We start from the raw sequence: 24,784 nt of genomic DNA on the forward strand, positions 1-24,784 counted from the left end.
CCCTACATTTATTCATTGAGAAAGAAAAAAGATGATTAATTTAAAAGATGCAAGTTTTATGGGCTACCGCCGCGAAAACGGCCGTATGGGTATCCGTAATCACGTATTAATTTTGCCGTTAGATGATTTGTCTAACGCAGCATGCGAGGCTGTTGCTAATAACATCAAAGGCACAATGGCGATTCCACACTCCTATGGTCGCCTGCAATTTGGCGCGGACTTAGAGTTGCATTTCCGCACCCTGATTGGCACTGGATCAAATCCAAACGTTGCCGCTGTAGTTGTCATTGGTATCGAGCCGCAGTGGACTAAGATTGTGGTTGATGGCATTAAGGCTTCTGGTAAGCCAGTTGAAGGCTTCTGGATTGAAGGTAATGGCGACACAGCCACTATTGCCGCCGCAAGTAAAGCCGCTTATAAAATGATGAAGCATGCTTCTAAGCAGCAACGTGTTAAAGCTCCTTTGTCAGAGTTGTGGGTGTCCACAAAATGCGGCGAGTCCGATACTACGTCTGGATGCGGTGCAAACCCTACTGTAGGTGATGCTTTTGATAAGTTGTATGAAATTGGCTCAACCTTAGTGTTTGGTGAAACAACTGAATTGACGGGTGGTGAGCATTTGGTAGAAGCGCGTTGCCGCAATGATGAGGTAAAGAAAAAGTTCCGCGAAATGTTTGATCGTTATCAAGATGTGATTGAGCGTCATAAAACGAGCGACTTGTCTGACTCTCAGCCTACAAAAGGAAATATTGCTGGTGGCTTGACTACTATCGAAGAAAAAGCCTTGGGGAATATCCAGAAAATTGGTAAGAAATGTATTGTGGATAGCGTCTTGGATAAGGCTGAAGCGCCTACTATTCCAGGATTGCACTTTATGGATTCTTCATCAGCAGCGGCAGAGATGGTGACTTTATGTGCGGCCGCTGGCTTTGCCGCCCACTTCTTCCCAACGGGTCAGGGTAATGTGATTGGTAACGCGATTCTTCCAGTAATTAAGATTTGCGCGAATCCAAAAACAGTGCGCACGATGAGTGAGCATATTGACGTTGACGTTTCAGGTATTTTGCGTCGTGAAGAAAATATGGATCAAGCAGGCGATAAGTTGTTGGAATGCCTCTTGCGTACAGCTGATGGCGAGTTGACCGCCTCAGAAATTCTTGGGCACCGCGAGTTTGTCTTAACTCGTCTATACGAGTCTGCGTAAGTAGAGGACATGCGATCCCTGACTGCTTATCAAGAGGTAAAGCAAAAGATCACTGAAGATCTGGTCAGGGGTCGTTTTCCGATGGGGCAGGCCTTACCTGCCGAAAAAGATTTATCCAAGGAATTGGATGTTTCAATTGGTACTTTGCGCAAAGCGGTTGATGAGTTAGTCGCAGAGGGCATTGTCGTGCGTAAGCAGGGTAAGGGAACCTTCGTTGCTGAGCATGATGTCAAGCGTTTGTTGTACTACTTTTTTCATGTGGTTAAACATGATGCAGAAAAAAAAGTTTATCCCAAAGTTGAGCTTGCTTCTTTAAATAGTGCAGTTGCCAACAAAGAAGAGGCTAGCAAGCTAAAGATCAAAGAGGGGTCTCCTGTTTGGAGGATTACTAATCGTCTTTCTTTAGAAGGGCGCTGTGTCATGATCGACCAGATTACTTTAGATAAAAAACGTTTCAAGAATTTAACCCGAGCAGAGTTTGATAAGCGAGAGGGTAGTATTTATCAGTTGTATCAGATGCATTATGGTCAATCAGTAGTTAAAACCAATGAGAGATTGCGTGCTGGTTTGGCTGGAAAGCAAATGGCAGCCTGGTTGTCCTTGAAACCTGACTCTCCAGTTTTGATTATTCGAAGAGTAGCGCTTGATATTCAAGATGAACCGATCGAGTGGCGTATTTCTACTTTAAACACCAGTTGCCATGAATATTTTAATGAGTTAGTAACCTAGTGTTTCATAGTTTTTAATTCTTTTGCCCAATTCATAAGGCATTTAGCGGTGAAGCCACTTTCTGTATCCCAGCTCAAACGATTTGGAAAGTAGGGTCTTAATTCTTCACCAATTCCACAACCCCATAAATATAAATTCGTATGCTTCTCGCACCATTTAATAGCATGTATTAGATGATTTTTGAGGAAGTGTTCTCCATTTGCCTCAATAGTTGCTCTATCCATTGGGCAGCCATCGGAAAAGAGAATTAGTAAATTTTTGGTTTGATGATAATTGTTGGTCTTTTGCAAGCGTTCCGCCGCCCAAATAAGCGCTTCGCCATCAATGCTCTCAGCATAAATTTCTGGGCGTAATAGAGCGGCGATCCCTGCTCGAGATCTTCTCCAGTTTGTATCAAAGTCTTTAAAAATCCAGTGGGCTCGTTCATTGAGGCGGCCGGGATTTGGGAGTTGACCATTTTTACGCCATTCTTTAAAGGGTCTTCCGCCTTGCCATGAGCTGGTGCTGTAACCAAGAACCTCTGTTTTGATACCTGCTTGCTCCAATATCCTTACTAAAGAGTCTACGCAGGCTGCAATTTTGACGCGCTGCTCTTTCATGGATCCAGAGCAATCGATCAGTAGCGTTGTTTTCGCATTTACCTTGCTGGTGGTTGTAAGCTGCTTATGTAAAGCTGGCTGTAACGGTGAGGTAGCGGCGCGTATTAGATAGCGGCGGTCAAGCAAGCCTTCTGCCTCAGTAGTTTGCCAACGCTTTGGGAGTTGACTAGAGAAGATTTGCTGATAGATTCGAATAAGCTTTGCCCAAGGAATATTTTGTTTGGCAATTTCTTGATTTAGTTGGTCTTGGTAGGTGGCTAATTGAGCAGGCCGAATTTTTTTCTTAGCTTCGGATTCGCTGTCATAGCTTGAGTTATATACATGATATTTTTCGAGTGACTTTTTGAGCAAAAGATGCTGCTCACTCGAGTTGCTGGCAGGACTCTTAAAGTCTACCGCTACTTTTCCAGCATGAGGAGGTACCCATTGGATTTTGAGATGGGTGGCACTTTGATTTTTGCGTTTAGTGCGAATACTGGGGTTATTGCGATACTCTTCTGCAATTAATCCAGATGCCAAGCTAATTACTTCGTGAACTACTTGTGCATACTCTTCCTGATTATTGCGACTTGCTTTCAGTTTTACCAACAGTGGACCCATGTCTTGAGCTATACCTGCCCTAGTGGCTTCAACAATATCCTGCATTAGCTGTGGAATTGGTTGGCTATTAAGCTTCATCCATACGGTTGAAAAGATGGTGACTAGCAGCAGGCCAATACTGCCTTCAACGCCACCACTAGCAATAAATTGCTGCATCCATGCAATAAATTGAGTCTGAGTATTCTTACGGCATCCTTTGAGCTCATCCGGGCAGTTACTTTCTACCCGGATTTGCTCTAAGACCTCAAATATCAAAGATTCGATCATTCCTTCTGGGGCGAGTGAAGTATGCAAGGCTGCATCCGAATGGCGCAGGCGTAATGCGATGCCATCCAGTACACCGCGTGGATAAGCCCATGATGTTTTTAAATTTTCAAGGCTGAGGTGAGGAGCGATTGATTCCAGTGGAGCTGTGTTATGAAAGAGCTGCCAGTCCCTAATTTGCGCACTTTTTTCCCTGGACAATGATCTAATCATTGCCCCATATTGTTGCTGTTGCTCGAAGTCTTGATGGGTTTGGGTTTGCAAGGTAGATGTAAATACGCCTGGTTTATTTGTTATCTAAATCTAGTTCGCTAGCGAAGCATCGTTGGTAATATTCCGCCACTAAGTTTTTTTCTTCTGACTCGCATTTATTTAAAAATGCCAGAGAAAATGCAATCTGTAAGTCTTTAAAGATGCGCCAGTTTTCGCCCCAGGTAATCAGTGTTCTGGTAGACATTAGTGTGGAAATATCACCCGCGGCAAAGCCACTTCTTGTAAGGTTAGCAAGGCTAATCATTGCCTTTGCTTGGGCATCCGATAGCTCTGGTACTTTGGCCATCAAAATCTTCTGCTCTTCCTTCGGCTCTAGATAGTTCAACGCTGCAACAATGTCCCAGCGATCCATCTGACCGTGATTTAGTAATTGAGTGCCTTGATATAAGCCATTCCAATTGCCAAGACCAACAGTATTGCTAGTAGCAAAGATTCGAAATGCAGCATTAGGATTGATCACTCTATTTTGATCAAGCAAGGTGAGGCGACCTTCGCGCTCCAACATTCTTTGAATGACAAACATTACATCTGGTTGGCCTGCATCATACTCATCGAGGATGAGTGCAACAGGACGTTGCAAGCTCCAGGGAATTAGTCCTTCCTGAAAGCGGGTAATTTGTTTTCCATCTTCCAGGCTAATGACGTCTTTGCCGATCAGATCCATACGCGTAATTTGCCCGTCTAAATTAATTCGTAAGCAGGGCCAATTTAATCTAGCGGCTACTTGCTCTATATGGGTGGATTTACCGGTGCCATGCATTCCTTGCAACATGACTCTGCGATTGAAGGCAAAGCCCGCCAGAATAGCTAGCGTTGCCTCAGGGTTGAGTTGATAGCTTGGATCAACCGCTGGCACAAGCTCACTAGCTTGATTAAATGCAGGTATATCAAAGTCCGCAAAGCCACGGCATTCTGGGAAGGCGGTATGCAGGGAAACCCGTTTTTCAGGCTGTAAACCCATTAAATCAATAGAAGAGGTGCTTTCAGCCATTTCCTTGCCTTTAAAAGTCTTAATATGTTGTCAAATATATTCCAGATTGGGGTTTATATGCTTGACTTTAGTAAAAATACGCTATTATTATTCAGATTGTAGAACAAAATGTTCCGTTTAATTGAATACCTAGGAGAGCTTTATGTCTAAGTCTGGCGCTAATTTGCCTACCGGCCCACAAAAAATGACCCCTTCCGAAGCATTTGTGGAGACCATGGTCGCCAATAAGGTGAAGGATATCTTTGGAATCATGGGTTCAGCCTTTATGGATGCAATGGATATTTTTGCTCCAGCAGGTATTCGTTTGATTCCGGTTGTTCATGAGCAGGGTGCCGCACATATGGCTGATGGCTATGCGCGCGTCAGTGGAAGTCATGGTGTTGTGATTGGACAGAATGGTCCTGGCATTAGTAACTGTGTCACAGCAATTGCTGCTGCTTACTGGGCACATAGCCCTGTCGTGATCATTACGCCTGAAACAGGAACAATGGGCATGGGCTTAGGCGGTTTCCAAGAAGCCAATCAATTGCCAATGTTCGAAGAGTTCACAAAGTATCAAGGACACGTGAACAATCCCAAGCGTATGGCTGAATTTACTGGCCGCTGCTTTGATCGCGCTCTATCAGAGATGGGTCCAACTCAGCTTAATATTCCACGTGATTATTTTTATGGCGAGATCGAAGTAGAAATTCCGCAGCCTAATCGTCTCGATCGTGGTCCTGGTGGCGAGAAGAGTTTGGATGAAGCGGCAGAGCTCTTGGCTAACGCTAAATTCCCAGTCATTATTTCTGGTGGTGGCGTAGTGATGGGTGATGCAGTAGAGGAATGCAAAGCATTTGCTGAGCGCCTAGGCGCACCAGTTGTTAACAGCTATTTGCATAACGATTCATTCCCTGCAAGTCACCCATTGTGGTGTGGACCCCTTGGATATCAAGGCTCTAAGGCTGCGATGAAGTTAATATCTCAGGCTGACGTAGTTGTTGCCTTGGGTTCGCGCCTAGGACCATTTGGCACATTGCCGCAGCATGGAATGGACTACTGGCCAAAAAATGCCAAGATTATTCAGATCGATGCAGACAATAAGATGCTCGGCTTAGTGAAGAAAATTTCTGTAGGTATTTGTGGTGATGCTAAAGCTGCTGCTGTTGCACTTACTAAGCGTTTGGAGGGCAAGAAGTTAGCCTGCGATGAGACCAAGGCAGACCGCGCCAAAACAATTGCCTCAGAAAAAGCCGCATGGGAAAAAGAGTTGGATGAGTGGACTCACGAAAAGGACCCATTCAGCTTGGATATGATTGAAGAGCAGAAAAAAGAAGTGACGCCAACAGGTGGTCATTACTTGCATCCACGTCAAGTTCTTCGTGAGCTCGAGAAGGCGATGCCTGCTGATGTAATGGTGTCTACCGACATCGGTAACATCAACTCAGTTGCTAATAGTTATCTCCGCTTTGAAAAGCCACGTAGTTTCTTTGCCCCAATGAGCTTTGGTAACTGCGGTTATGCATTGCCAACCATTATTGGTGCCAAAGCAGCAGCGCCGAATCGTCCTGCTATTGCCTATGCTGGTGATGGTGCATGGGCAATGAGTATGGTGGAGATTTTGACTGCAGTTCGTCACGATATTCCTGTTACAGCAGTTGTCTTCCATAACCGTCAGTGGGGTGCTGAGAAAAAGAACCAAGTGGACTTCTACAACCGTCGCTTTGTGGCAGGCGAGCTCGAGAGTCCAAGCTTTGCGGGTATCGCGCAATCAATGGGCGCAGAAGGCATCGTGGTTGACCAGCTTGATCAAGTTGGGCCAGCCCTGAAGAAGGCTGTTGAAATGCAGATGAAGGAAGGTAAGACCTGTGTGATCGAGATTATGTGTACTCGTGAACTTGGTGATCCGTTCCGTCGCGACGCCTTATCTAAGCCAGTACGCTTCTTGGATAAATATAAAGATTACGTATAAGTTTAGGTGATTGATTAAAAAGCCCGGTTTGTCCGGGCTTTTTTATTCATTATTTCAGTGGCAAGTGTCTCCGAAAGATCTGAGGCGCATTTTTGAAAGGCCATCATTGCATTCGTAACGAACTTATTTTTTCTCCAGCAAATAGCCGCACTTCTTGTTAGTAAATCTCCTTTAATTTCTTTCGATTGCAACTTATCTTTTTTGCTTAAGGAGATGGGGCTGCCAAGAACAAGTATCTTTCCTGATTTGGCTATTTCTAAGAGATCGCCCATGGTTGAGACTTCCATGCGAATATTAAGAGAAACCCCTTGCATGCGTGCTTGGGAATCTATTTTCTGACGCATTAAAAATTGTGTGTTTAGCGCGCCTAATTGATATTTTTCTAAGGATTTTAAGTTTAAATTATGTGGCAATTTTTTAATTAAATCTGGACTTCCGATGACAGAAAATTGTTCTGAAATAAGCTCTTGCCACTGCAAATCAGGTAGCTGGTAATCTTGAGGAAGTATAGCGATATCAATCTCACCCTCCAGTAATTGCTCAACGGCTTTCTGGGCAGATAATTCTTTTAGATCAATATTAAGACTTGGATTGTCGAGTATCAATTTCATACATGTCGGTAATGCAATTGTTTTTGAGTATGTGCTTGTTGCTGCCACCTTCATTTTTCCGACAATATTCCTGTTTTCATCTGGGCTCTGCAACAAAATTTCTTCTAGCTGCTCTAGAAGAGGATTAATTTTATGAAGTAGTTGGTTGCCAAATTTGGTCAAAATGAGTTGACGCCCCTTTTTCTCAAATAAAGGAAGCGCGAGATAGCTGGATAACTCTTTCATCTGTTGGGAGAGAGCTGATTGAGTAATGTGTAGGGTATGTGAAGCTTTTACAAAATTGCCTGCTCGAGCTGTTGCAATGAAGCTGCGCAACAAGCGAAGATCAATTTGCTTTAAATTCATAAGAATCACTTATATATTAATTAAATTAATATAAATATACATTATGTATTAATTGATTTAATGTTTGCTTGTACATACCTTTTCTGGATAGAGGTTCTTAATATGCCACGATCAATAATGCATGTTTGCAAATGCGTATTTATGCTCTTGGGGCTGTCGTTTATCTGCGGAATTGGATTTGCAGACACCTACCCAAGCAAGTCTATTCGCTTAATTGTTCCATTTCCTCCTGGGGGGCCGACTGACATTGTTGCTAGACCATTGGCAGCACTATTGGGTGAGCGCCTCAAAGAGCAAGTTATTATTGAAAACAAAGGTGGCGCCGGGGGTTCAATTGGGGCGGATCTCGCAGCCAAGTCAGCGCCTGATGGTTATACCTTGTTCATGGGAACGGTAGGTACAAATGCCATCAATGGTAGTCTGTACAAACAGTTGCCATATGACATGACTCGAGATTTCACGCCAATTGCTTTGGTGGCTACCGCGCCGGTGGTTATTGTTGTGAATTCAAACGATAAAATTAAAACGCTTGCTGAGTTGGTTTCGGAGGCTCGTTTAAAACCAGACGCTCTTGCTTATGGTACCGCAGGAAATGGAACGCCAGGACATTTAACCGGAGCCTTATTTGAATCAACTGCTCAAATTAAATTCAAGCATATTCCTTATAAGGGCAGTGCCCCAGCTGTAACGGATTTGATTGGGGGTCAAATTCCCTTGATGTTTGATCCGATTCAGTCAGTGCTGCCTCATATTACTTCGGGTAAGTTGCGGGCTTTAGCGGTCACCAGTAAGACGCGTTCGCCTTTATTACCTAATGTACCAACGGTGGCTGAGCTTGGTTACCCGCAATTCGAATCTACTGCTTGGTGGGCATTATTTGCGCCCGCCAGATTGCCTGACCCAATTGCTAAAAAGTTGAGACAAGACACGGAGAAAGTTGCGCAATCTACAGCCTTTAAAGAGCGGTTAGGTAATTTGGGTGTGCAGCCCAATACTGACTTCAAAGAAAGTTTGGCCAACTTTCAAACAAGTGAAATTGCTAAGTGGGCTAGGGTAGTTCGTGACTCTGGCGCTACTGTTGATTAATGGTTAATAAGAGAAAAAATGAAACTTAACGCAGAAGAAAAAGCAATGCTTGCCGGAGAGCTTGGTCCAGTTAGACAAATTACAATTCAACATCAAATTAAGGTCGGTGAATTTTTTGGAGCTGAAGACTTAGTTCCTGTATCTCAGGCTCACATCATGGCAGATACCGAGAGTCTGGGCGAAGCTGGTGTTGAATGGTTGGAGGAACTGGCGAAAAATTCCGTGACAGATCGAATGGTTCGTATTCCAACCATTACCGACCCAAGAGGAACGGATTTCACAAAGGCAAAACAATTGGGTCAAACCGAAAAGATGCTCGAATTAGAGAAACGGGCGATTGATGCATTTGTCAAAATGGGCGTATCAATGACGGATACCTGTATCAACTATCAAACGATTATGGCTCCTGTGTTTGGCGAGCATTTGGCATTTGGTGATACGGGTGTGGTGATTTATTCAAACAGTGTTTGTGGGGCAAGATCTAATTTTGAGGGTGGCCCTTCAGCCTTGGCAGCGGGCCTTACCGGCAGAACACCGCGTTATGGCTATCACTTAGACCTTCATCGTAAGCCAACGCATCGCTTTAAAACTTCATGGACACCTCAAACATTAAATGAGTGGGGCGCATTGGGCGGATTGATTGGAAAGAAATCTGGTAATTATTGGTCGGTACCAGTGCTTGAGGGAATTGAGGGTCATCCGGGTTCTGATGCTATGAAGCATTTTGGAGCAGCAATGGCCAGCTTTGGTTCTACTGCTTTATTTCACGTATTGGGTACTACGCCGGAAGCTCTGCATGCGAGAGATCTGGAGTATTTACATCTCCCTGAGGTTCTTATTACCAAAGAAGAGGTAATGGGTTTACAGAACTCATACCGAATCGCAGAGGAGATTGATGTCGTAGTATTTTCAGCTCCACAATTAAGTCTAATGGAAATGAAGAGCATTGCAGAGCTATGTAATGGTAAGAAATTTATCAAGCCCTTGCTTGCTATGACAAGCCCACAAGTGAAGCCTGACTCTGATCGTATGGGTTATACAGAAATGATTGAGAGTGCTGGTGGAACGGTGTTTTCTGGCATGTGCTTTTATCAATCGTATGCGAGGGAAATTGCCGAGACAAATGGATGGAAGGTATTGGCAACGAATAGCGCAAAGATTGTGAATATTTTAGGTGGCTATGGCTATACACCGATGTTGGCATCGATGGAAGATTGTGTGCAAGCCGCTGTAACGGGGAGACTTAAGTGAGTACAAAAATATATAAGGCTAAACATGCTCAGGGCGAGAGTATCGAGGGTGAATGCCTCAGTGCCTCTGATGGTTTCTCTGCTCGCTATGATTTGGATCGTCTTAAAGGCGTATTTTCTCGACCAGCGCATAAGCTGTTTGGCCAATCTTATAAAGATAAAATTTTAGTATTGGATGCCGCTAAAGGTGGTGTTGCGAGCGCTTGGATGTTATATGAGATGAAGTCTAGAAATCTTTGTCCATCAGCCATTATTTTTAACGCTGTCAATCCAATTTTGGCGCAAGGTGCAGCGCACGCTGGAATTCCTATGTTGAGTGGTTTTGATTGCGATATTACTCAGGCTATCACCAGCGGAGCTAGACTGCGGATTGATACCAAGAACCAAACGGTTGAAGTGCTCTAGTTTTTTAAAAAATGGAGTGGTATTCAGATAAGCTTGGTCGAATACGGCCGGGCTTATTTTTTAATACTGTGCCGATCGTAATAAAGCAGATAGGCCCTTCGTCATCGGTGAGTTGAAATAACTTCCTAATGCGATCGCTTTGTAGTGCTCTACCACTCGATAATCCTGAGCCAAAACCAAAGGCATAAGCACTTAAGAGAATATTTTGAATGGCGCAGCCAAGAGATATTAATTTTTCTTGCTTGCTAATATCTTCATTGCTGTCTTTGTAGTTTACTACCGCAAGTAATAGCAGCGGTCCGCGAGAAGCCTTATCAAGAGCTTCCTGCTGCTGCATTGAAGTAGCCTCTTGATCTCGATCTAATAGGCATTGACGAAAGACTTCTCCGAGTGCGGGACGACTACCTTCTCGAATCTCAATGAAACGCCATGGCATCATTCTGCCGTGGTCGGGGGCGGCATTAGCTGCCAAGAGAATGGTTTCTTTTTGAGTTTGACTGGGGCCTGGGTTGCCCAACCTTTTGGGTGATATATGAGTTCTGCCGTGGATAAGCTGTTCGGCGAATTGATCCATCGGCATCAGTGGTGGTTAAGAAACTCGTTGGTAATACAAATTTTGTGGATGGTTGGCTTCCGCAAAAAACATCCATCTTTCAGCAAGCAAACCAACATAGTTGATTAGTAATGCCAATGTGATCACCAAGAAATTAGGTGAAGCAATTGCATAGGCCATCAATATCATGGGGATCACGTATGCACAAAGCAAAATGATCTTGCGTAAATTAGCTATTACTTTATCTGTTTGATGGTGAAAGAATTCACGAGTATTAAAACTTCCACCCATCAGGCCCATCGAGGTTTGGCGAATATTGCTACCCTTGATTCCAGTTGCTGAAGCTAGATTCGACTTTGGTTTTAACTTGCGATTGCGAGTCCAAATCCAGAGCTTCAGGTTGAATGATAGAAATAACAGGAAGAAAGCAATGACGGAGAGCGGGGCATCAATCATCTGTACCGAGGCATCACCCCAAACCGCAATCAATAGTTCTAACAAAATCCAGCCTGAAGTCATTCCCAGTAGAATAAAGTTAGTGAGAGTGGAGGGATGCGACCACTCCTGAATGAAGCGAATGCACTGATAGATCTTTGCGGTGCATACCCAAAGAGCTATCGTAGTGAAAAGCAGGGCAAGCCATAACCACTGTGGCACTTCGCTAAAGCGCGCATAAAGATAAATGATTGCCGTGACAGCCATAACCGCTGGTAGAGCAATAACTTCTCTTGATAGCCAGGAGGTTCTCCACATCATGGCTGCGCGCCAGGCTCGCTCGGGGTGGCCTAGGTGAAAGAATGAAGCGACTAAGCCCAAAGCTAGCAGAATAAAGGCAACAGGTAGCGCAAGGTTTGCAAGGAATGTGCTCGGAATAGCTTGGCTATACAGGTTTGCTAGTGCGATAAAAAATAGCAGACCTTGAGCCATTCCAGCCAAGGTGGTAAAGAAAATAATTGAAAATTGTGGACGCATTATTTGTCATTCCTTGCTGCATCAATTGTTTCCATAATGGAGCGTGGTAAATAGTGATTGGCAGGCTGGGTTTCCCATTCAGGCATGAGTGCATAGCCTGAACGTTCCTCTATTGCCTTGCTTGCCGCCGATTCTGGATCATGGACATCGCCAAAGATACGTGCGCTAGTTGGGCAGGCGAGAACACATGCTGGTTTCTTCTCGGCATTTGGCAAAGTCTCGCTATAGATGCGATCAACACAGAGGGTGCACTTGGTCATCACCTGACGTTCTTGGTCGAGCTCGCGAGCACCATAAGGGCAGGCCCAAGAGCAGTAACTGCACCCAATGCATTTGTCGTAATCTACAAGTACGATCCCATCCTCTTTGCGTTTATAGCTTGCACCTGTAGGGCAAACTGGAACGCAGGGAGGCTCTTCGCAATGTAAGCAAGATTTTGGAAAATGAACCGTTTGCGTATTTGGGAATGTGCCCGCTTCAAAGGTTTGCACTCTATTAAAGAATGTACCGCTTGGGTTAGCCTCATAAGCATTGAGATCGGTCAGTGGGCCTGCCGAGCCAGAGGTGTTCCACTCCTTGCATGACGTAACACACGCATGGCAACCTACACATACATTTAAGTCAATAACGAGAGCTAGTTGCTTATTTTTTTTGCTCATTTTGTCTCCCCCGATTTTTTGAGGGCCATTCCAGGCACTTCAAATGCTTTTACTTGTGGCCAAGTTTCTTTTGGTTCATTCTCATCTGCTGGAGCTAATCGAACTCTGACGTCGTACCAGCCAGCTTGTCCAGTAATTGGATCAGAATTGCTAACGGTAAATCCGCCTAGTGGAAGTTCCTCCGAGATGAGGTGATTTAACAAGAATCCTTTTTTGGATTCATCTGCGTCGCTTGTTAGACTCCAGGCGGACTCTGCTTTGCCAATAGCATTCCAAGTCCAGACTGTGCCCGGGTCGACTGCCTCAGAATGTCTTGCCATACATCTGACTTTGCCCCACTGGGATTCAATCCACATCCAGGCGCCATCAGCGATGCCGCTCTTGAGTGCAGTGGCTGTGTTGACGTATAAATAGTTGTGACTATGAATTTGCCTTAACCAAGCATTTTGTGAATCCCAAGAGTGGTACATCGCCATTGGACGCTGGGTAATCGCATTCAATGTAAATTTAGTGAGATCGGTCGCTTCATCTTCCAGTGGTGGGTACCAGAATGGCAGTGGATCAAAGTATTTATAGATGCGTGCTTTGAGATGCTCTGGAGGTTGGGCGCCCGGACGCTTTCCGGTAGATGCCAATCTAAAGCGTTGCAAGATATCTGAGTAGATCGCAATCATGATTGGATCATTTTTCTGGCGCAGAGCATTTTCTTTTGAGAAGTCTAAATAGCCCTTGTTCCAGTTGCGCATGTATTGATGCTCTGGGGGCATGTGATATTGATGTACGCAATTGTTCTCTGCATATTTTTGCCACTGATTTGGATTGGGTTCGCCGCGCAAGGGCTTATCACCATCTTTACCGCGCCATCCGCTTAAGAATCCAATGCCTGAATCGGGAGTGGTTTGGAAGCGGGTAATAAAGTCAGGGTAATCTTTGAACTTACGTTCACCTTCTGGGGTAGTAAAGGCAGGGAACGTTAAGCGGGAAGCCAATTCAATCAAAACTTCCTGGAATGGTTTGCATTCGCCTAAAGGCTCCAGAACAGGGATGCGCACAGAATCAACTGGGCCATCAAATTCTGAGATTGGTCTATCAAGCATACTCATGACATCGTGGCGTTCGAGGTAGGTGGTATCGGGAAGGACTAGATCTGCAAAATCCACCATCTCTGATTGGAATGCATCACAAACCACTAAGAATGGAATCTTGAATTCACCATCTTCATTTTTTGCATTGAGGTGTTCACGAACTTCCATAGTGTTCATAGTCGAGTTCCATGACATATTAGCCATGAAGATCATGAGCGTATCAATGGAATAGGGATCACCTTTAACAGCATTAGTAATAACGTTATGCATTAACCCGTGCGCAGCAAGCGGATGCTCCCATGAATATGCTTTATCAATACGAAGGGGTTTGCCATCAGAATCTAGCGCCAAATCTTCTGGCTGTGTTGGCCATCCGAGTGGAGGTTTGGCTAGCGGAGTATTGGGCTTAATGTCATTTTCAGAAGAAGGGGGCTTTGCATTAGGCGGCACCTGTCTTGGATAAGGTGCTTTATGCCTAAAACCGCCTGGACGATCAATGGTACCCAATAAGGACATGAGAACAGCCAGGCCACGCGTTGTTTGAAATCCGTTGGAGTGTGCAGATAAGCCGCGCATGGCATGGAAAGCAACAGGCCTACCAGCTACGGAGTCATGTTTTTCACCCCAAGAGTCAGTCCATTGAATCGGCAATTCAAATCCTTGACCGAATGCAGTATCTGCCATTTCAAGAGCAAGCTTACGAATGCGTTCTGCTGGAATGCTGGTGATAGCCGCGGCCCATTCTGGAGTAGTTTCACTAACTTGCCGTTTGAGGAGCTCGAATGAAGGCGCCACTTTCTTACCCTGGTGTGGCCCTGGACCCATTACATATTCACCGAGTAAGGCAGGTGATGTTCCTTGCGCAAAACACGGTTTAGCGCTTTGAGATTTTTCATCCCAGATATATTTGTTGTGTGGTAAATCAGTATTGAGTGGGTCAGAGTCAGGGTCATATAGAAATAAGCCTTCCTCTGGACCTGAATCCATGCAAACTAATTGTGCTGAGTTGCTAAAGCGCTTTAAGAATGGGGCATCATACTTCTCAAGGCGAATCAGTTCATGCATTAAGGCCATGAACAGTGCGCCATCAGTTCCAGGCTTAATCGGAATCCATTCATCAGCAATAGCAGAGTAGCCGGTTCTTACTGGGTTTATGGAGATGAAGCGGCCGCCAGTCCGTTTAAATTTCGACAAAGCAATCTTCATCGGATTGCTGTGGTGATCTTCCGCCGTGCCAATCATGACAAACAATTTCGCTTGATCCAAATCTGGACCACCAAATTCCCAGAAGCTTCCGCCAATAGTGTAGATCATGCCTGCAGCCATATTTACTGAGCAGAAGCCGCCGTGCGCTGCATAGTTAGGCGTGCCAAACTGCCTTGCAAATAAACCAGTCAAGGCTTGCATTTGGTCGCGACCTGTAAAGAGTGCAAATTTCTTTGGGTCAGTAGCGCGAATTTTCGCAAGACGCTCAGTCAGAATATCAAAAGCTTTTGCCCAGCTAATAGGCTCAAATTCACCATTCCCTCTTTCGCTTCCTGCTTTACGCAACAGCGGCTGCGTGATGCGCGCAGGAGAGTTTTGCTTCATGATTCCTGAAGAGCCTTTGGCACAGATGACGCCTTGGTTTAAAGGATGTTCAGGATTGCCATCGATATAGGCTAATTTGCCATCACGTAGATGTGCTCGAATGCCGCAACGACAAGCGCACATATAGCAGGTAGTTTTTTTGATCTCTGTCGCAGGTGCTTGCTTGTTAATTGGGTCATGCACGGGATCGTTGGAAAATATTTTGAACATAGTCTTCTCAATTATTGAGGGTTTTTAGCAAGCAGAATGGCCATCGCTGTGGATGCCACTCTAGAAAAAACAGAATCAGATCTGGAGGTCAGGGTGATTGGAACTTGTGCTCCGAGAATAGTGCCAGCACATTCTGCGCCAGCCATATAGACAAAGGATTTATATAGGATGTTGCCAACCTGCAAGTCGGGCATTAATAGTAGATCTGGGTCTCCTGCCACCTTTGAGTAAATCCCTTTTGTTCTCGCTGACTGTGCTGATATCGCATTATCAAACCCAAAAGGGCCTTCAATAATCGTATCCGGAAAAATTGGATGAGCAATATGCTCATCAACAATCTCTTTAGCATCGGTGGTCGAAGACATCGCAGGGTTGATTACTTCAGTGGCGGCAATAATCGCTACTTTGACATTGCTGATGCTTAATCTCTTTAAGGCATCTAAGCTATTAGCTAGAATTTCTCTTTTGAGCTGAGCATTTGGTGCGATATTCACAACGGCATCGGTGACACCTAGTAGTTTGTGGTAACGAGCAAGCTCGAATAAGAAGAGATGGCTTATACGCTTATTGGTGCGCAATCCATCGCGATGCACAATCGGCCCCATGAGGTCTTCGGTGTGCAAAGATCCCTTCATTAGAACTGCTAGCTTGCCTTCTTTTACCATTTCAACTGCTTTTTTGGTTGCTAAGATGGGATCTTTAGGTGTGTCGACAATCTGTATGCCATCCAGAGAAAGCTCTTCGATTGCTGCAAGCTCTTCAATTTCTTTTTTTGGACCTATCAAAATCGGAGTGCATAGCCGCCTTTTAATGAGATCGAAAACGGTCTCAAGTGCTGGAGCGCTTAGAGGGTAGACCACTCCTAGAGGCAGATCGCTCTTAGCTTCCTCAATCATTTTTTCTAAGAGTGGATATTTCACGTTTAGATTTTTCCTGAGGCGATTTTAATGCTGTGCTAATTAGGAAAGGGTTTGAGAGATACGCTCAGACGCTTCTTTTAACTTAGGAATATGTTCCATCGCTTGATTTAGGGGGAGTCTTGCTGTTGCTGCATGAACGGCAATCGCTGCTACTACCTCGCCTAACGAATCTTTGACGGGAACTGCTACGCAAGAAACCCCCAGCACATACTCTTCGTTATCTACTGCATAGCCCGTACTTACAATTCTTTCCATCTCTGATTCCAATAGGTGGCGATCAGTAATGGTTCTATGGGTAAATCGCTGTAGTGGCAAACTTTCTAAAATCTTAGCGCGTTCATCTAAGGGTTTATATGCGAGAAGTAGCTTTCCACTAGCGCTGCAATGCGGGGGCAGTACTGTACCTGTAGGCAGGTGAAGGCGAAGAGCCCAGTCGGCTTCAACACGATCCAAATAAAACAGTTCACCGCGTTTTAGCACGGCAAGATTGCAGGTTTCACCAAGATCAGCCACCAAGCCGCGCAGGATAGTGTGACGAATGGCTGAGACGCTATCGTGTGTCAAAGTTGACATCGCTAGATGAGACAGGCGCTCGCCTGGAGTGTAAGTTCGTCCTCCAGGCTCCCTTGCTACCAAGCCTGCCTCTTCGAAAATGGCTAACGTTCTATGTAGGGATGCTTTTGGCATTCCGGTAATTTGCATGAGTTGAGCAAGGGTGGCGGGCTGCTGCAATGCGGCCAAAGCCTCTAAGATCACTATCCCTTTGAGCATGGATGAGTTTTCGCTAGAGCTCTCTCTTTTGGCGATATCTGGCTGTTCTATGGTGTCTAATTCAAGCATGGGCATTAAATCTCATGAAATGTGTCATTTTGTTCATTCTAATAGAACAAGGTTGTAAATTCTAGGGAAAATGTTAGTATTTTTACTTATACGAAACAACTTGTTCCGTTTAATAAGATCATTTATGCTTACTAAAAGAGAAAATAAAGGCTAAGATAGGCTTAAAAGTAGTTCTAAATAGGAGATTGATCATGCGTAGAAGCAATTTATTAGTCGCTGTTTTGTCAACAATCCTCGCTTTTATGGGCTCGCTAGGTCTAACGCAACTTGCTCAAGCACAGGCTTGGCCAACCAAGCCAATTAAATTCATAGTTCCTTATCCACCCGGCGGAGGCACGGATGTGATCGCGCGAATTGTGCAAGAGCCATTAAGTCAGGCGCTTGGTCAGCAAGTTATTATCGATAACCGCGGAGGTGCGGGAGGATCCATCGGAACGGATATTGCCGCTAAGTCACCATCAGATGGTTATACCGTTTTATTTACGCTTTCATCACACACAATCAATCCTGCAATTTATCCAAAGCTTGCATTTGATACCGAAAGGGATTTCTTGCCGGTTTCATTGGTGGCGTCATTACCGCAGATTTTGGTGGCTAATCCAGACTTCCCCGCCAAGTCAGTAAAGGAAGTAATTGAAATGGCAAAAGCAAAGCCAGACTCTATTGCATATGCTTCCGTAGGAAATGGATCACCTGGTCATTTGGCTGGTGCCATGATGGCTGGATCTGCTGGTGTTTCAATGACTCATATTCCTTATCGCGGGGGCGGACCTGCAGTGACTGATGTAATGGCTGGTCAAGTACCGCTACTGTGGGTTTCGATTCCTGCTGCAGCCAACTACGTCAAGGCTGGAAAGCTTCGTGCTTTAGCAGTTTCTACCGTAAAGCGCTCGCCGGTGTTTCCAGATGTACCAACTATGGCTGAATTGGGTTTCAAGGATTACGAAGTAGATTCTTGGTATGCCATGTTTGTTCCAGCAAAAACACCTCAACAAATTATCGATACCTTGTACAAGGCGACGGTTAAGGTGCTTGCCGAGCCAGCCGTAAAAGAAAAATTATTGGGTCAAGGCGCAGAAGCGGTTGGAAGTACTCCTGCGCAGCTGGGAGCAATTGTTAAAAACGAATTGGCAAAATGGAAAAAAGTAGCCAAAGATGCCGGTATTAAGGTTGAATAATCGAATTTCCTTAAGATATACGGTAAATAAAAAAGATAAGAATATTGATGATGACGCCAGTAGAAGTAATCGTTGAACGTGGACGTGTAGCCCAGAAGATCTATGAGGGCTACACTCAAGCTGAAGTGAATTTGGTAGTTCAGTCGGTGGCTTGGTCGATTCTTGAGCCAAAACGGAATCAAGAGTTGGCGGAACTCGCTGTTCAAGATACTGGCTTAGGAGATGTCGCTGATAAGTTCAAAAAGAACTTCAGAAAAACTTTGGGATTGGTGCGCGACTTAAGTGGTGCAAAAACAGTCGGTGTAATTTCTGAAGACTTGAAGATGGGGCTGACAGAATATGCTCGACCCGTGGGTGTAGTTGCGGCTATTACACCGTCTACCAATCCTGGCGCTACCCCCATTAATAAAATCTTAAATGCTTTGAAGTGTCGCAACGCAGTTGTAGTGGCGCCATCACCAAAAGGGTATTCAACCTGCGCTCGCTTGCTCGAATTTGTTCATGACCAATTAGATCTAGTTAAAGCGCCTAGAGATTTAGTGCAGATGTTGCCGTTCCCTATTACTAAAGATTCCACCAATGAATTAATGCGCTTGGCAGACTTAGTTGTAGCAACTGGATCACAAGCAAATATTCGCGCGGCATATACCTGTGGCACTCCTGCATTTGGTGTCGGGGCTGGTAATGTCTTGGTCATTATTGACGAGCATGCTGATCTTGCTGGTGCGGCTAATAAAATATTGCAATCCAAAACATTTGATAACGCTACCAGTTGCTCTAGTGAAAATGGTGTAGTGATTTGCTCTCAGGTTTATGACAAGGCAATTGGTGCGCTTGAAGCTGCGGGTGGATTGATGTTAGATACCGCTGATAAGAGGCGGCTGGAAGCTGTCATGTTTCAAAATGGCAAACTTACTTCAACATTGACTGCTCAGAATCCAGCGGTGATTGCTGTGCGTGCACAACTGCAAAATCCAAAAGCAAAGTCAGCCAAATTCTTTATGGTTGAAGAGCAGGGCTTTGGACCTTCAGTTCCTTTTTCCGGTGAAAAATTAAGCCCCGTCTTGACTGTGTGGAAGGCCACAGATTTTGAAGCTGCCAAAGAGTTAATCTCCAATGTATATGCTTATCAAGGAGCGGGGCATTCTGTTGGCTTGCATACTGCACAAAGTGGTGAGACTTTAGAGTCTCGGGCTGCCGCTCTTGCACAACAATTACCTGTTGCCAGAATCATTGTTAATCAGGCGCATGCGATTGCTACTGGTGGTAGTTTTGAGAATGGTTTACCGTTTTCTTTATCTATGGGTTGCGGAACATGGGGTAAGAATAATTTCTCAGAGAACATGAACTATCGCCACTACCTCAATATTACGAGGGTAGTGAGACCTATCCCTGAGCATGTTCCCAAGGTTGAAGATTTACTGAAAGAGTATTTCAGTCGCTATCCTCAGGCGTAATTCGATGATGACTGCTTCATGCAAGAGTTTGGGTGAGGTGCTTTCGTATTGGGAGAAGGTTCAGCCTGAAAAATCATTTCTGTTTGCTCCTGAAATTAGCGCCGCCCTGACTTATGGGCAGCTCGCCAAGGAAGCGCGTCACTTTGCAACTTGGTTGGAGCAGGAGAATATAAGTGAAAAGGGCCATGTAGGCCTCTTTATGCAAAATGGGCGCCAAACCAGTACAGTTTTTTTGGCAACCATGGCCTGTGGGAGAGTGATTACCCCTTTAAATCTATTGGCACCCACCGATCAATTAGCTTGGGTGTTAGATCACAGCGATATTGAGGTGCTGTTTTATTCACCCGATAAGAAGCAAGGATTATTTTTAGCTCTTGAGAAGACTAAAAGAAAATTCAAGGTCATTGAGCTTGATCCAGATGCGGCAGAAGGCTCCTTTATGCAATGCGCACCTGGAATATTGCCATCGGTTGAGTCTACACAACCAGCTCTCTTGATGTATACCTCCGGTACAACCGGAACGCCTAAGGGAGTCTTGCTTACTCACGCTAATTTATTGCATGCTGCGCGCTCTATGGCTGCGTGGCACTCATTAACTCAGTCAGATGTTGTGTTGAGCTCACTGCCGATTTACCACATTAACGGACAGGTCATATCAACAATCACACCATTTGTATCAGGTGGATCTGTAGTAGCTCCGCATGCTTTTTCTGTTTCAAATTGGTGGAGTTTAGCGATTCAGTATCGCTGCACTTGGATCAATATGGTGCCAACCATCATTGCGTATTTGATTAATGCCGCTAAGAGTGGTGGTGCATTACCCAGTCGCGAGGACTTGAAGTCGATTCGATTTGGTCGATCTGCTTCTGCTCCTCTGCCGCCCGAGCATCATCGTGAATTTGAAGCCCTCTTTGGAATCACTGTCATCGAGGGAATGGGCATGACAGAGTCGGCCTCAATGGTCTTTTGTAATCCCCATGACGAAAGCAGACGCTACGGAAGTCCTGGCCAGCCTTGTGGCGTTGAGGCTAAGGTTATTGATCCCGATGGCAACCTGCTTGGTAATAATGCCGTGGGTGAAATTTGTCTACGTGGTGGAAATGTGCTCAATGCTTATTATAAAGCAGAGGCAGAGACGGCTAAAGCCTTTGATAGCGAGGGTTGGCTGAAGACCGGCGATCTGGGTATGCGTGATGATGATGGTTTTTATTTCATCACTGGGCGCTTGAAAGAGTTGATCATCAAGGGTGGTGAAAATATTGCCCCTCGTGAAATCGATGAGGCAGTCTTAAAGCATCCCGCAGTATTGGATGCCGCCGCAGTCGGCATTCCTGATAGCAACTACGGGCAAGAAATTATGGTCTGTATTGTTCTCAAGCCAGATACAAAATGTACTGAAGACGAAATGCGCACATTTTGCAAAAAAGAGTTGGGTAAATTTAGAACGCCCAAAATCATTCTTTTCATGGAAGATCTGCCGCGTGGGCCATCTGGCAAAGTGCAGCGCTTAAAGCTGTTAGATCTGCAAAAAGCCCACTAATTATTTAAGTCTTTGTAGTCAAGCGTCTGATCATTATTGAACTGATGATTCCGGCAAGTATTGCCCACTCTAGCGGAATAGTAATGGTGCCAATGCCGGTAATTAACATGGGAATCCATTCTTTTATCCCCATGTGAAATTCATGACGGATCTGCTTTATATCAATTAAGTTCCAGGCCACCACCAGTAATAGCGATGCAATAACTACGTAGGGGATATGTTTTGCTAGTGGCGAGACAAAGGCAAGCAGGATAAAAAGAAAAACTGCAGCGCAAATCGCTGAGAGAGGTGTTTTTGCTCCGGAGGCAAGGTTTACGCCAGTGCGATTGAATGAGCCGCTAGCAGGATAGGCGGAGAAAAATGATCCGCACACATTGGCCAATCCTTGCCCAATGAATTCTTGATTTGCATTGAACTGATCTTTCGTTTTTAATGCAATCGCACGAGCAATAGCCATTGCTTCGGTCGATGCCAGCAGTGTCATGATGAGAGCTGCGCTAAACAACTTTTGCAAAGTTTCACCGCTTAAGTCTGGGTTAGAGATTGGCGGGAATGCACCTGGTATTTCTTGAACTTTTTTGAAGGTAACCACGCCAGGTAGTAGTGATTCAATTAAAGCCGCTGCAATGCTTCCAAGTACAACGGCTACCAGCATGGCAGGTAGAAAGCGATTCAGTGGCTTCCAGAGTCGAATGGCAATTAAGGTGAAGAGTACTACTGCTGGGGCTGCCATTTGCCATTGATTATTCATCAGTGCGGAAGTTACGGCACTGATTGTTTCTGGAACACCTTTTCCCCTTGGGATATTAATACCAAGAAGAGTGCCCAGCTGGCTATTGATAATCAGAATTGCTGCGCCAACAGTGAAGCCGACAATGACGGAGTGTGGAATCTTTTCTACCCATTTACCAGCTTTAGCTAATCCTAAGACGAGTTGTAATGCACCCACTAAAAAGCTCAGTGTTAAAACATAACCAACATATTGATCCGACTCTGGAAGCGCGAGCGGGGAAATCAGTGCCATCGTTGTGAGAGAAATGGCGTTGGCTGGACCTGTAACCATTAAGCGGCTTGAGCCAAATAGCGCTGCAATCAGACAGGGGATCATGGCTGCATATAGGCCATAGTGAGGCGGCATGCCTGCTAATAATGCAAAAGCAATACCCTGAGGCATAACAACAATGGCGCCAGTTAGACCGGCAAAAATATCTGCGCGTATCGTTCCAGGCGTTCGATATTCAGGAAGCCACTTACTAAAAGGTAATTGCCAGCGCATTGAGATTAAATGCGACCCAAGATCAAATCAGCAGCTCTCTCTGCAAGCATTACCGCAGGCCAGTTGGTATTGCCCGAAGGTAAGGTTGGCATCGCCGAACAATCAACAACTCTAAGGCTTTGTATGCCTCTTACTCTTAGCGAAGAATCTAGCACTGCCATCGGATCAGTATCTGGACCCATTTGACAGGTACCGGTTGGATGAAAAATCGTTGCGCCATTATTGCGGCAAAACTCTAAAATTTCTTCATCGGATTGCGGGTTATTCGGTTTTACCTCTCGAGTAATCAGAGAGCGAAGTGGTTCAGTTTGCGCGATTTTCCTGGCGTATTTAACGGCGGCAATGCTGATATCGCGGTCATATGATGTCGACATGTAATTGGCAAACATCTTAGGAGGTACAAGGGGATCTGCTGATTGAATGCGGACATGACCTCTTGATTCTGGTCTGAGTTGGCATACCGACATGGTGAATCCGGAGAAAGGGTGAACCTTGCCACCGGCCATCTCTGCAGAAAGTGTTGCTAAGTGAAACTGGATATCAGGTGTTTTGGAGTCTTTCATCACGCGTGTAAAGAGGCCGCCTTGATTAATGCCGATTGAAAGTGGTCCGCCGCGAAAGAATAACCAATCTAAACCCATCTTGAGTTGTCCAAACCATGAAGAGAGTTGGTCATTAGTCGAGATGGGTTGATTTAATTCATAAATCAGGCGGTGCTGTAGATGGTCTTGTAGATTTTCGCCAACCCCTGGTAAATCCTGTACCACGGGGATATTGAATTCTTGTAACAGTTTGGCTGGGCCAACCCCTGAGAGTTGCAAAATTTGCGGACTCTGAATTGCACCCGCACTCAGAATGACTTCTTTATTAGCGCGCACTATGCTTTTTTTACCGTTACGGAATATTTCAATACCCACAGCTTTTTTATTCTCAAAAATAACTCTGCAAGCCTGACTATCTGTCAGGATTTCTAGATTCTTGCGATGCTTGGCGGGCTTTAAATAAGCAACCGCAGTACTGCAGCGAAAACCTTTATGAGTGGTGAGTTGGTAGTAGCCAACCCCCTCTTGCGTTAAGTTATTGAAATCATCTGTCTCAGGCACCCCTAAAGCATTAGCAGTCTTTTTAAATGCTTCAACCAATGGATGTTTCTTTGGAATAGACGATGCCTTCAAAGGGCCTTTTTGCGAATGGAGTGGCTCGCTTAAGCGATCATTTCCTTCTGCCTTTTTAAAGTAAGGTAGTACGTCATCCCAGCCCCAGCCAGGATTCCCTAGGTCGCGCCAAGTGTCGTAATCTTCTTTCTGTCCGCGAATAAATATGAGGCCATTAATTGAGCTGGAGCCGCCTAGCGTCTTACCTCTTGGCCAATAAATCTGTCGATTATTTACGCCAGGATCAGGCTCGGTCTGAAATTTCCAATTCAGTTTTGGATCCCACATCGTCTTTGCGTATCCAATTGGCAGATGAATCCAGGGAGAGCGATCTTTGGGGCCCGCTTCGATTAAGCAAATTTGATTATGTGGATCTTCAGACAATCGGTTAGCCAGCACGCATCCGGATGATCCTCCTCCTACGATGATGTAATCAAAAATTTTATTTTGCATAAGTCTTTATTGGAAGTTAAATATTTTGGTTGGAATCTAGTAATGTGTTTTGTATATCTTTGGCGGCAAGCTTTAGCGGGGATACATAAAATTCGATTGATTTTTCTAGCATTCGGTTGCTTGGTCCGTGCGCAGTAATGGTGGCAAAAGTTTTATGTTTCGTGTTGACCACTGGTACTGCTATTCCGATGAAGCCATCCAAGAATGCTGATTCTTCGATAGCGTAACCATTGGATCGAATTTTTTTAAGCTCCAGAAAGAGCTTTTCATAATTTGTAATAGTTTTGTCTGTATATCGTTCAAAAGGTTCCGCACCTAAAAATCTAATTATTTGCTGCTCTGACATTTTTGACAGAAATAGAAGTCCACTGGCAGTGCAATGAAGTGGTACACGCATCCCTTGATCGATATGCAGGCGAATGGGTGCGTTGGTTTCAACTCTATCTAAATACATTACCCGATTGCCGTCTAGGATATTGAAGTTGCATGTCTCCCCAATCTCATCCACAAGACGTTTCATTACTGCTACCCGTTGTGAGCGAATCGAGTCTACGGAAAGAACGTTGACACCTATGATTCGAAGTTTTGA

Annotated in this window: 21 protein-coding genes; 9 read left to right on the forward strand and 12 right to left on the reverse strand. The window is 44.9% G+C overall.

Annotation, left to right across the window (positions count from 1 at the left end; genetic code table 11):
- Positions 1-31 precede the first annotated feature (31 nt).
- A complete protein-coding gene (locus JaK3_RS06415) occupies positions 32-1,204 on the forward strand; it encodes a UxaA family hydrolase (RefSeq protein ID WP_068322360.1) in 1,173 nt (390 codons plus the stop codon).
- Between the two features lie 9 nt (positions 1,205-1,213).
- Entirely contained in the window at positions 1,214-1,933 is a 720-nt protein-coding gene (locus tag JaK3_RS06420) for a GntR family transcriptional regulator (RefSeq protein ID WP_068322363.1), read from the forward strand.
- On the opposite strand, the gene JaK3_RS06425 is transcribed toward JaK3_RS06420, so the two are convergent.
- Positions 1,930-3,660, reverse strand: coding sequence for a cobaltochelatase CobT-related protein (locus JaK3_RS06425; RefSeq protein WP_161484701.1), 1,731 nt, complete (start codon positions 3,658-3,660; stop codon positions 1,930-1,932). The genes JaK3_RS06420 and JaK3_RS06425 overlap by 4 nt on opposite strands.
- Positions 3,661-3,682: 22 nt before the next feature.
- Positions 3,683-4,660, reverse strand: a complete 978-nt coding sequence (locus tag JaK3_RS06430) for an AAA family ATPase (RefSeq protein WP_068322369.1) — start codon at positions 4,658-4,660, stop codon at positions 3,683-3,685.
- Between the two features lie 142 nt (positions 4,661-4,802).
- On the opposite strand from JaK3_RS06430, the gene xsc reads away from it, so the two are divergent.
- Positions 4,803-6,611, forward strand: coding sequence for a sulfoacetaldehyde acetyltransferase (xsc, locus tag JaK3_RS06435; RefSeq protein ID WP_068322372.1), 1,809 nt, complete (start codon positions 4,803-4,805; stop codon positions 6,609-6,611).
- A 14-nt stretch (positions 6,612-6,625) separates the two neighbouring features.
- On the opposite strand, the gene JaK3_RS06440 is transcribed toward xsc, so the two are convergent.
- Positions 6,626-7,567 carry a LysR substrate-binding domain-containing protein gene (locus JaK3_RS06440; protein ID WP_068322375.1) on the reverse strand — a complete coding sequence of 314 codons (942 nt, stop codon included), beginning with the start codon at positions 7,565-7,567 and terminating at the stop codon, positions 6,626-6,628.
- A gap of 102 nt (positions 7,568-7,669) precedes the next feature.
- Between JaK3_RS06440 and JaK3_RS06445 the strand changes: the two genes are divergently transcribed.
- From JaK3_RS06445 to JaK3_RS06455, 3 genes are read left to right on the forward strand one after another with little or no spacing between them, the layout of a single operon-like run.
- Positions 7,670-8,653, forward strand: a complete 984-nt coding sequence (locus JaK3_RS06445; RefSeq protein WP_068322378.1) for a Bug family tripartite tricarboxylate transporter substrate binding protein — start codon at positions 7,670-7,672, stop codon at positions 8,651-8,653.
- 18 nt (positions 8,654-8,671) lie between these two features.
- The gene (locus JaK3_RS06450; protein WP_068322381.1) at positions 8,672-9,904 is read left to right on the forward strand and encodes an aconitase X; all 1,233 of its coding nucleotides are present in this window, start codon (positions 8,672-8,674) and stop codon (positions 9,902-9,904) included.
- Complete coding sequence (locus tag JaK3_RS06455) at positions 9,901-10,308, forward strand: aconitase X swivel domain-containing protein (protein ID WP_068322384.1); 408 nt, start codon at positions 9,901-9,903, stop codon at positions 10,306-10,308. The genes JaK3_RS06450 and JaK3_RS06455 overlap by 4 nt, the downstream gene beginning before the upstream one ends.
- Before the next feature lie 4 nt (positions 10,309-10,312).
- Here JaK3_RS06455 and JaK3_RS06460 read toward each other — a convergent pair whose 3' ends face one another.
- From JaK3_RS06460 to JaK3_RS06485, 6 genes are read right to left on the reverse strand one after another with little or no spacing between them, the layout of a single operon-like run.
- Entirely contained in the window at positions 10,313-10,882 is a 570-nt protein-coding gene (locus JaK3_RS06460; protein ID WP_150114220.1) for a nitroreductase family protein, read from the reverse strand.
- A 15-nt stretch (positions 10,883-10,897) separates the two neighbouring features.
- Positions 10,898-11,833 carry a dimethyl sulfoxide reductase anchor subunit family protein gene (locus JaK3_RS06465; RefSeq protein WP_068322390.1) on the reverse strand — a complete coding sequence of 312 codons (936 nt, stop codon included), beginning with the start codon at positions 11,831-11,833 and terminating at the stop codon, positions 10,898-10,900.
- Positions 11,833-12,492 (reverse strand): 4Fe-4S dicluster domain-containing protein, encoded by a 660-nt coding sequence (locus JaK3_RS06470; protein WP_068322393.1) that lies wholly within the window; start codon positions 12,490-12,492, stop codon positions 11,833-11,835. The genes JaK3_RS06465 and JaK3_RS06470 overlap by 1 nt, the downstream gene beginning before the upstream one ends.
- The gene (locus JaK3_RS06475) at positions 12,489-15,377 is read right to left on the reverse strand and encodes a molybdopterin oxidoreductase family protein (protein ID WP_068322396.1); all 2,889 of its coding nucleotides are present in this window, start codon (positions 15,375-15,377) and stop codon (positions 12,489-12,491) included. The genes JaK3_RS06470 and JaK3_RS06475 overlap by 4 nt, the downstream gene beginning before the upstream one ends.
- A gap of 11 nt (positions 15,378-15,388) precedes the next feature.
- Complete coding sequence (locus JaK3_RS06480; RefSeq protein WP_240480902.1) at positions 15,389-16,297, reverse strand: bifunctional enoyl-CoA hydratase/phosphate acetyltransferase; 909 nt, start codon at positions 16,295-16,297, stop codon at positions 15,389-15,391.
- 39 nt (positions 16,298-16,336) lie between these two features.
- The gene (locus tag JaK3_RS06485) at positions 16,337-17,137 is read right to left on the reverse strand and encodes an IclR family transcriptional regulator (RefSeq protein ID WP_240480903.1); all 801 of its coding nucleotides are present in this window, start codon (positions 17,135-17,137) and stop codon (positions 16,337-16,339) included.
- A gap of 191 nt (positions 17,138-17,328) precedes the next feature.
- Between JaK3_RS06485 and JaK3_RS06490 the strand changes: the two genes are divergently transcribed.
- Genes JaK3_RS06490 through JaK3_RS06500 form a run of 3 tightly spaced genes read left to right on the forward strand, consistent with a single transcriptional unit; the run spans position 17,329 to position 21,312 of the window.
- A complete protein-coding gene (locus tag JaK3_RS06490; RefSeq protein ID WP_068322405.1) occupies positions 17,329-18,315 on the forward strand; it encodes a tripartite tricarboxylate transporter substrate binding protein in 987 nt (328 codons plus the stop codon).
- A gap of 47 nt (positions 18,316-18,362) precedes the next feature.
- On the forward strand, positions 18,363-19,772 hold the full coding sequence (gene sauS, locus JaK3_RS06495; RefSeq protein WP_068322408.1) for an acylating sulfoacetaldehyde dehydrogenase: 1,410 nt from the start codon (positions 18,363-18,365) through the stop codon (positions 19,770-19,772).
- Positions 19,773-19,776: 4 nt separating this feature from the next.
- The gene (locus JaK3_RS06500) at positions 19,777-21,312 is read left to right on the forward strand and encodes an AMP-binding protein (RefSeq protein ID WP_068322412.1); all 1,536 of its coding nucleotides are present in this window, start codon (positions 19,777-19,779) and stop codon (positions 21,310-21,312) included.
- 4 nt (positions 21,313-21,316) lie between these two features.
- Here the strand turns inward: JaK3_RS06500 and JaK3_RS06505 are convergent, their stop codons facing one another.
- The 3 genes from JaK3_RS06505 to JaK3_RS06515 form a co-directional block, all read right to left on the reverse strand.
- Positions 21,317-22,588 (reverse strand): SulP family inorganic anion transporter, encoded by a 1,272-nt coding sequence (locus JaK3_RS06505; protein ID WP_068322415.1) that lies wholly within the window; start codon positions 22,586-22,588, stop codon positions 21,317-21,319.
- Positions 22,589-22,593: 5 nt separating this feature from the next.
- Entirely contained in the window at positions 22,594-24,195 is a 1,602-nt protein-coding gene (locus JaK3_RS06510; protein WP_068322418.1) for a GMC family oxidoreductase, read from the reverse strand.
- A gap of 16 nt (positions 24,196-24,211) precedes the next feature.
- The coding region (locus JaK3_RS06515) for an IclR family transcriptional regulator (RefSeq protein WP_205627508.1) at positions 24,212-24,784 on the reverse strand (573 nt) is incomplete at its 5' end.

It is taken from the genome of Polynucleobacter yangtzensis (assembly GCF_001595965.1).
In the GTDB taxonomy this organism is placed as follows: Bacteria; Pseudomonadota; Gammaproteobacteria; order Burkholderiales; family Burkholderiaceae; genus Polynucleobacter; species Polynucleobacter yangtzensis.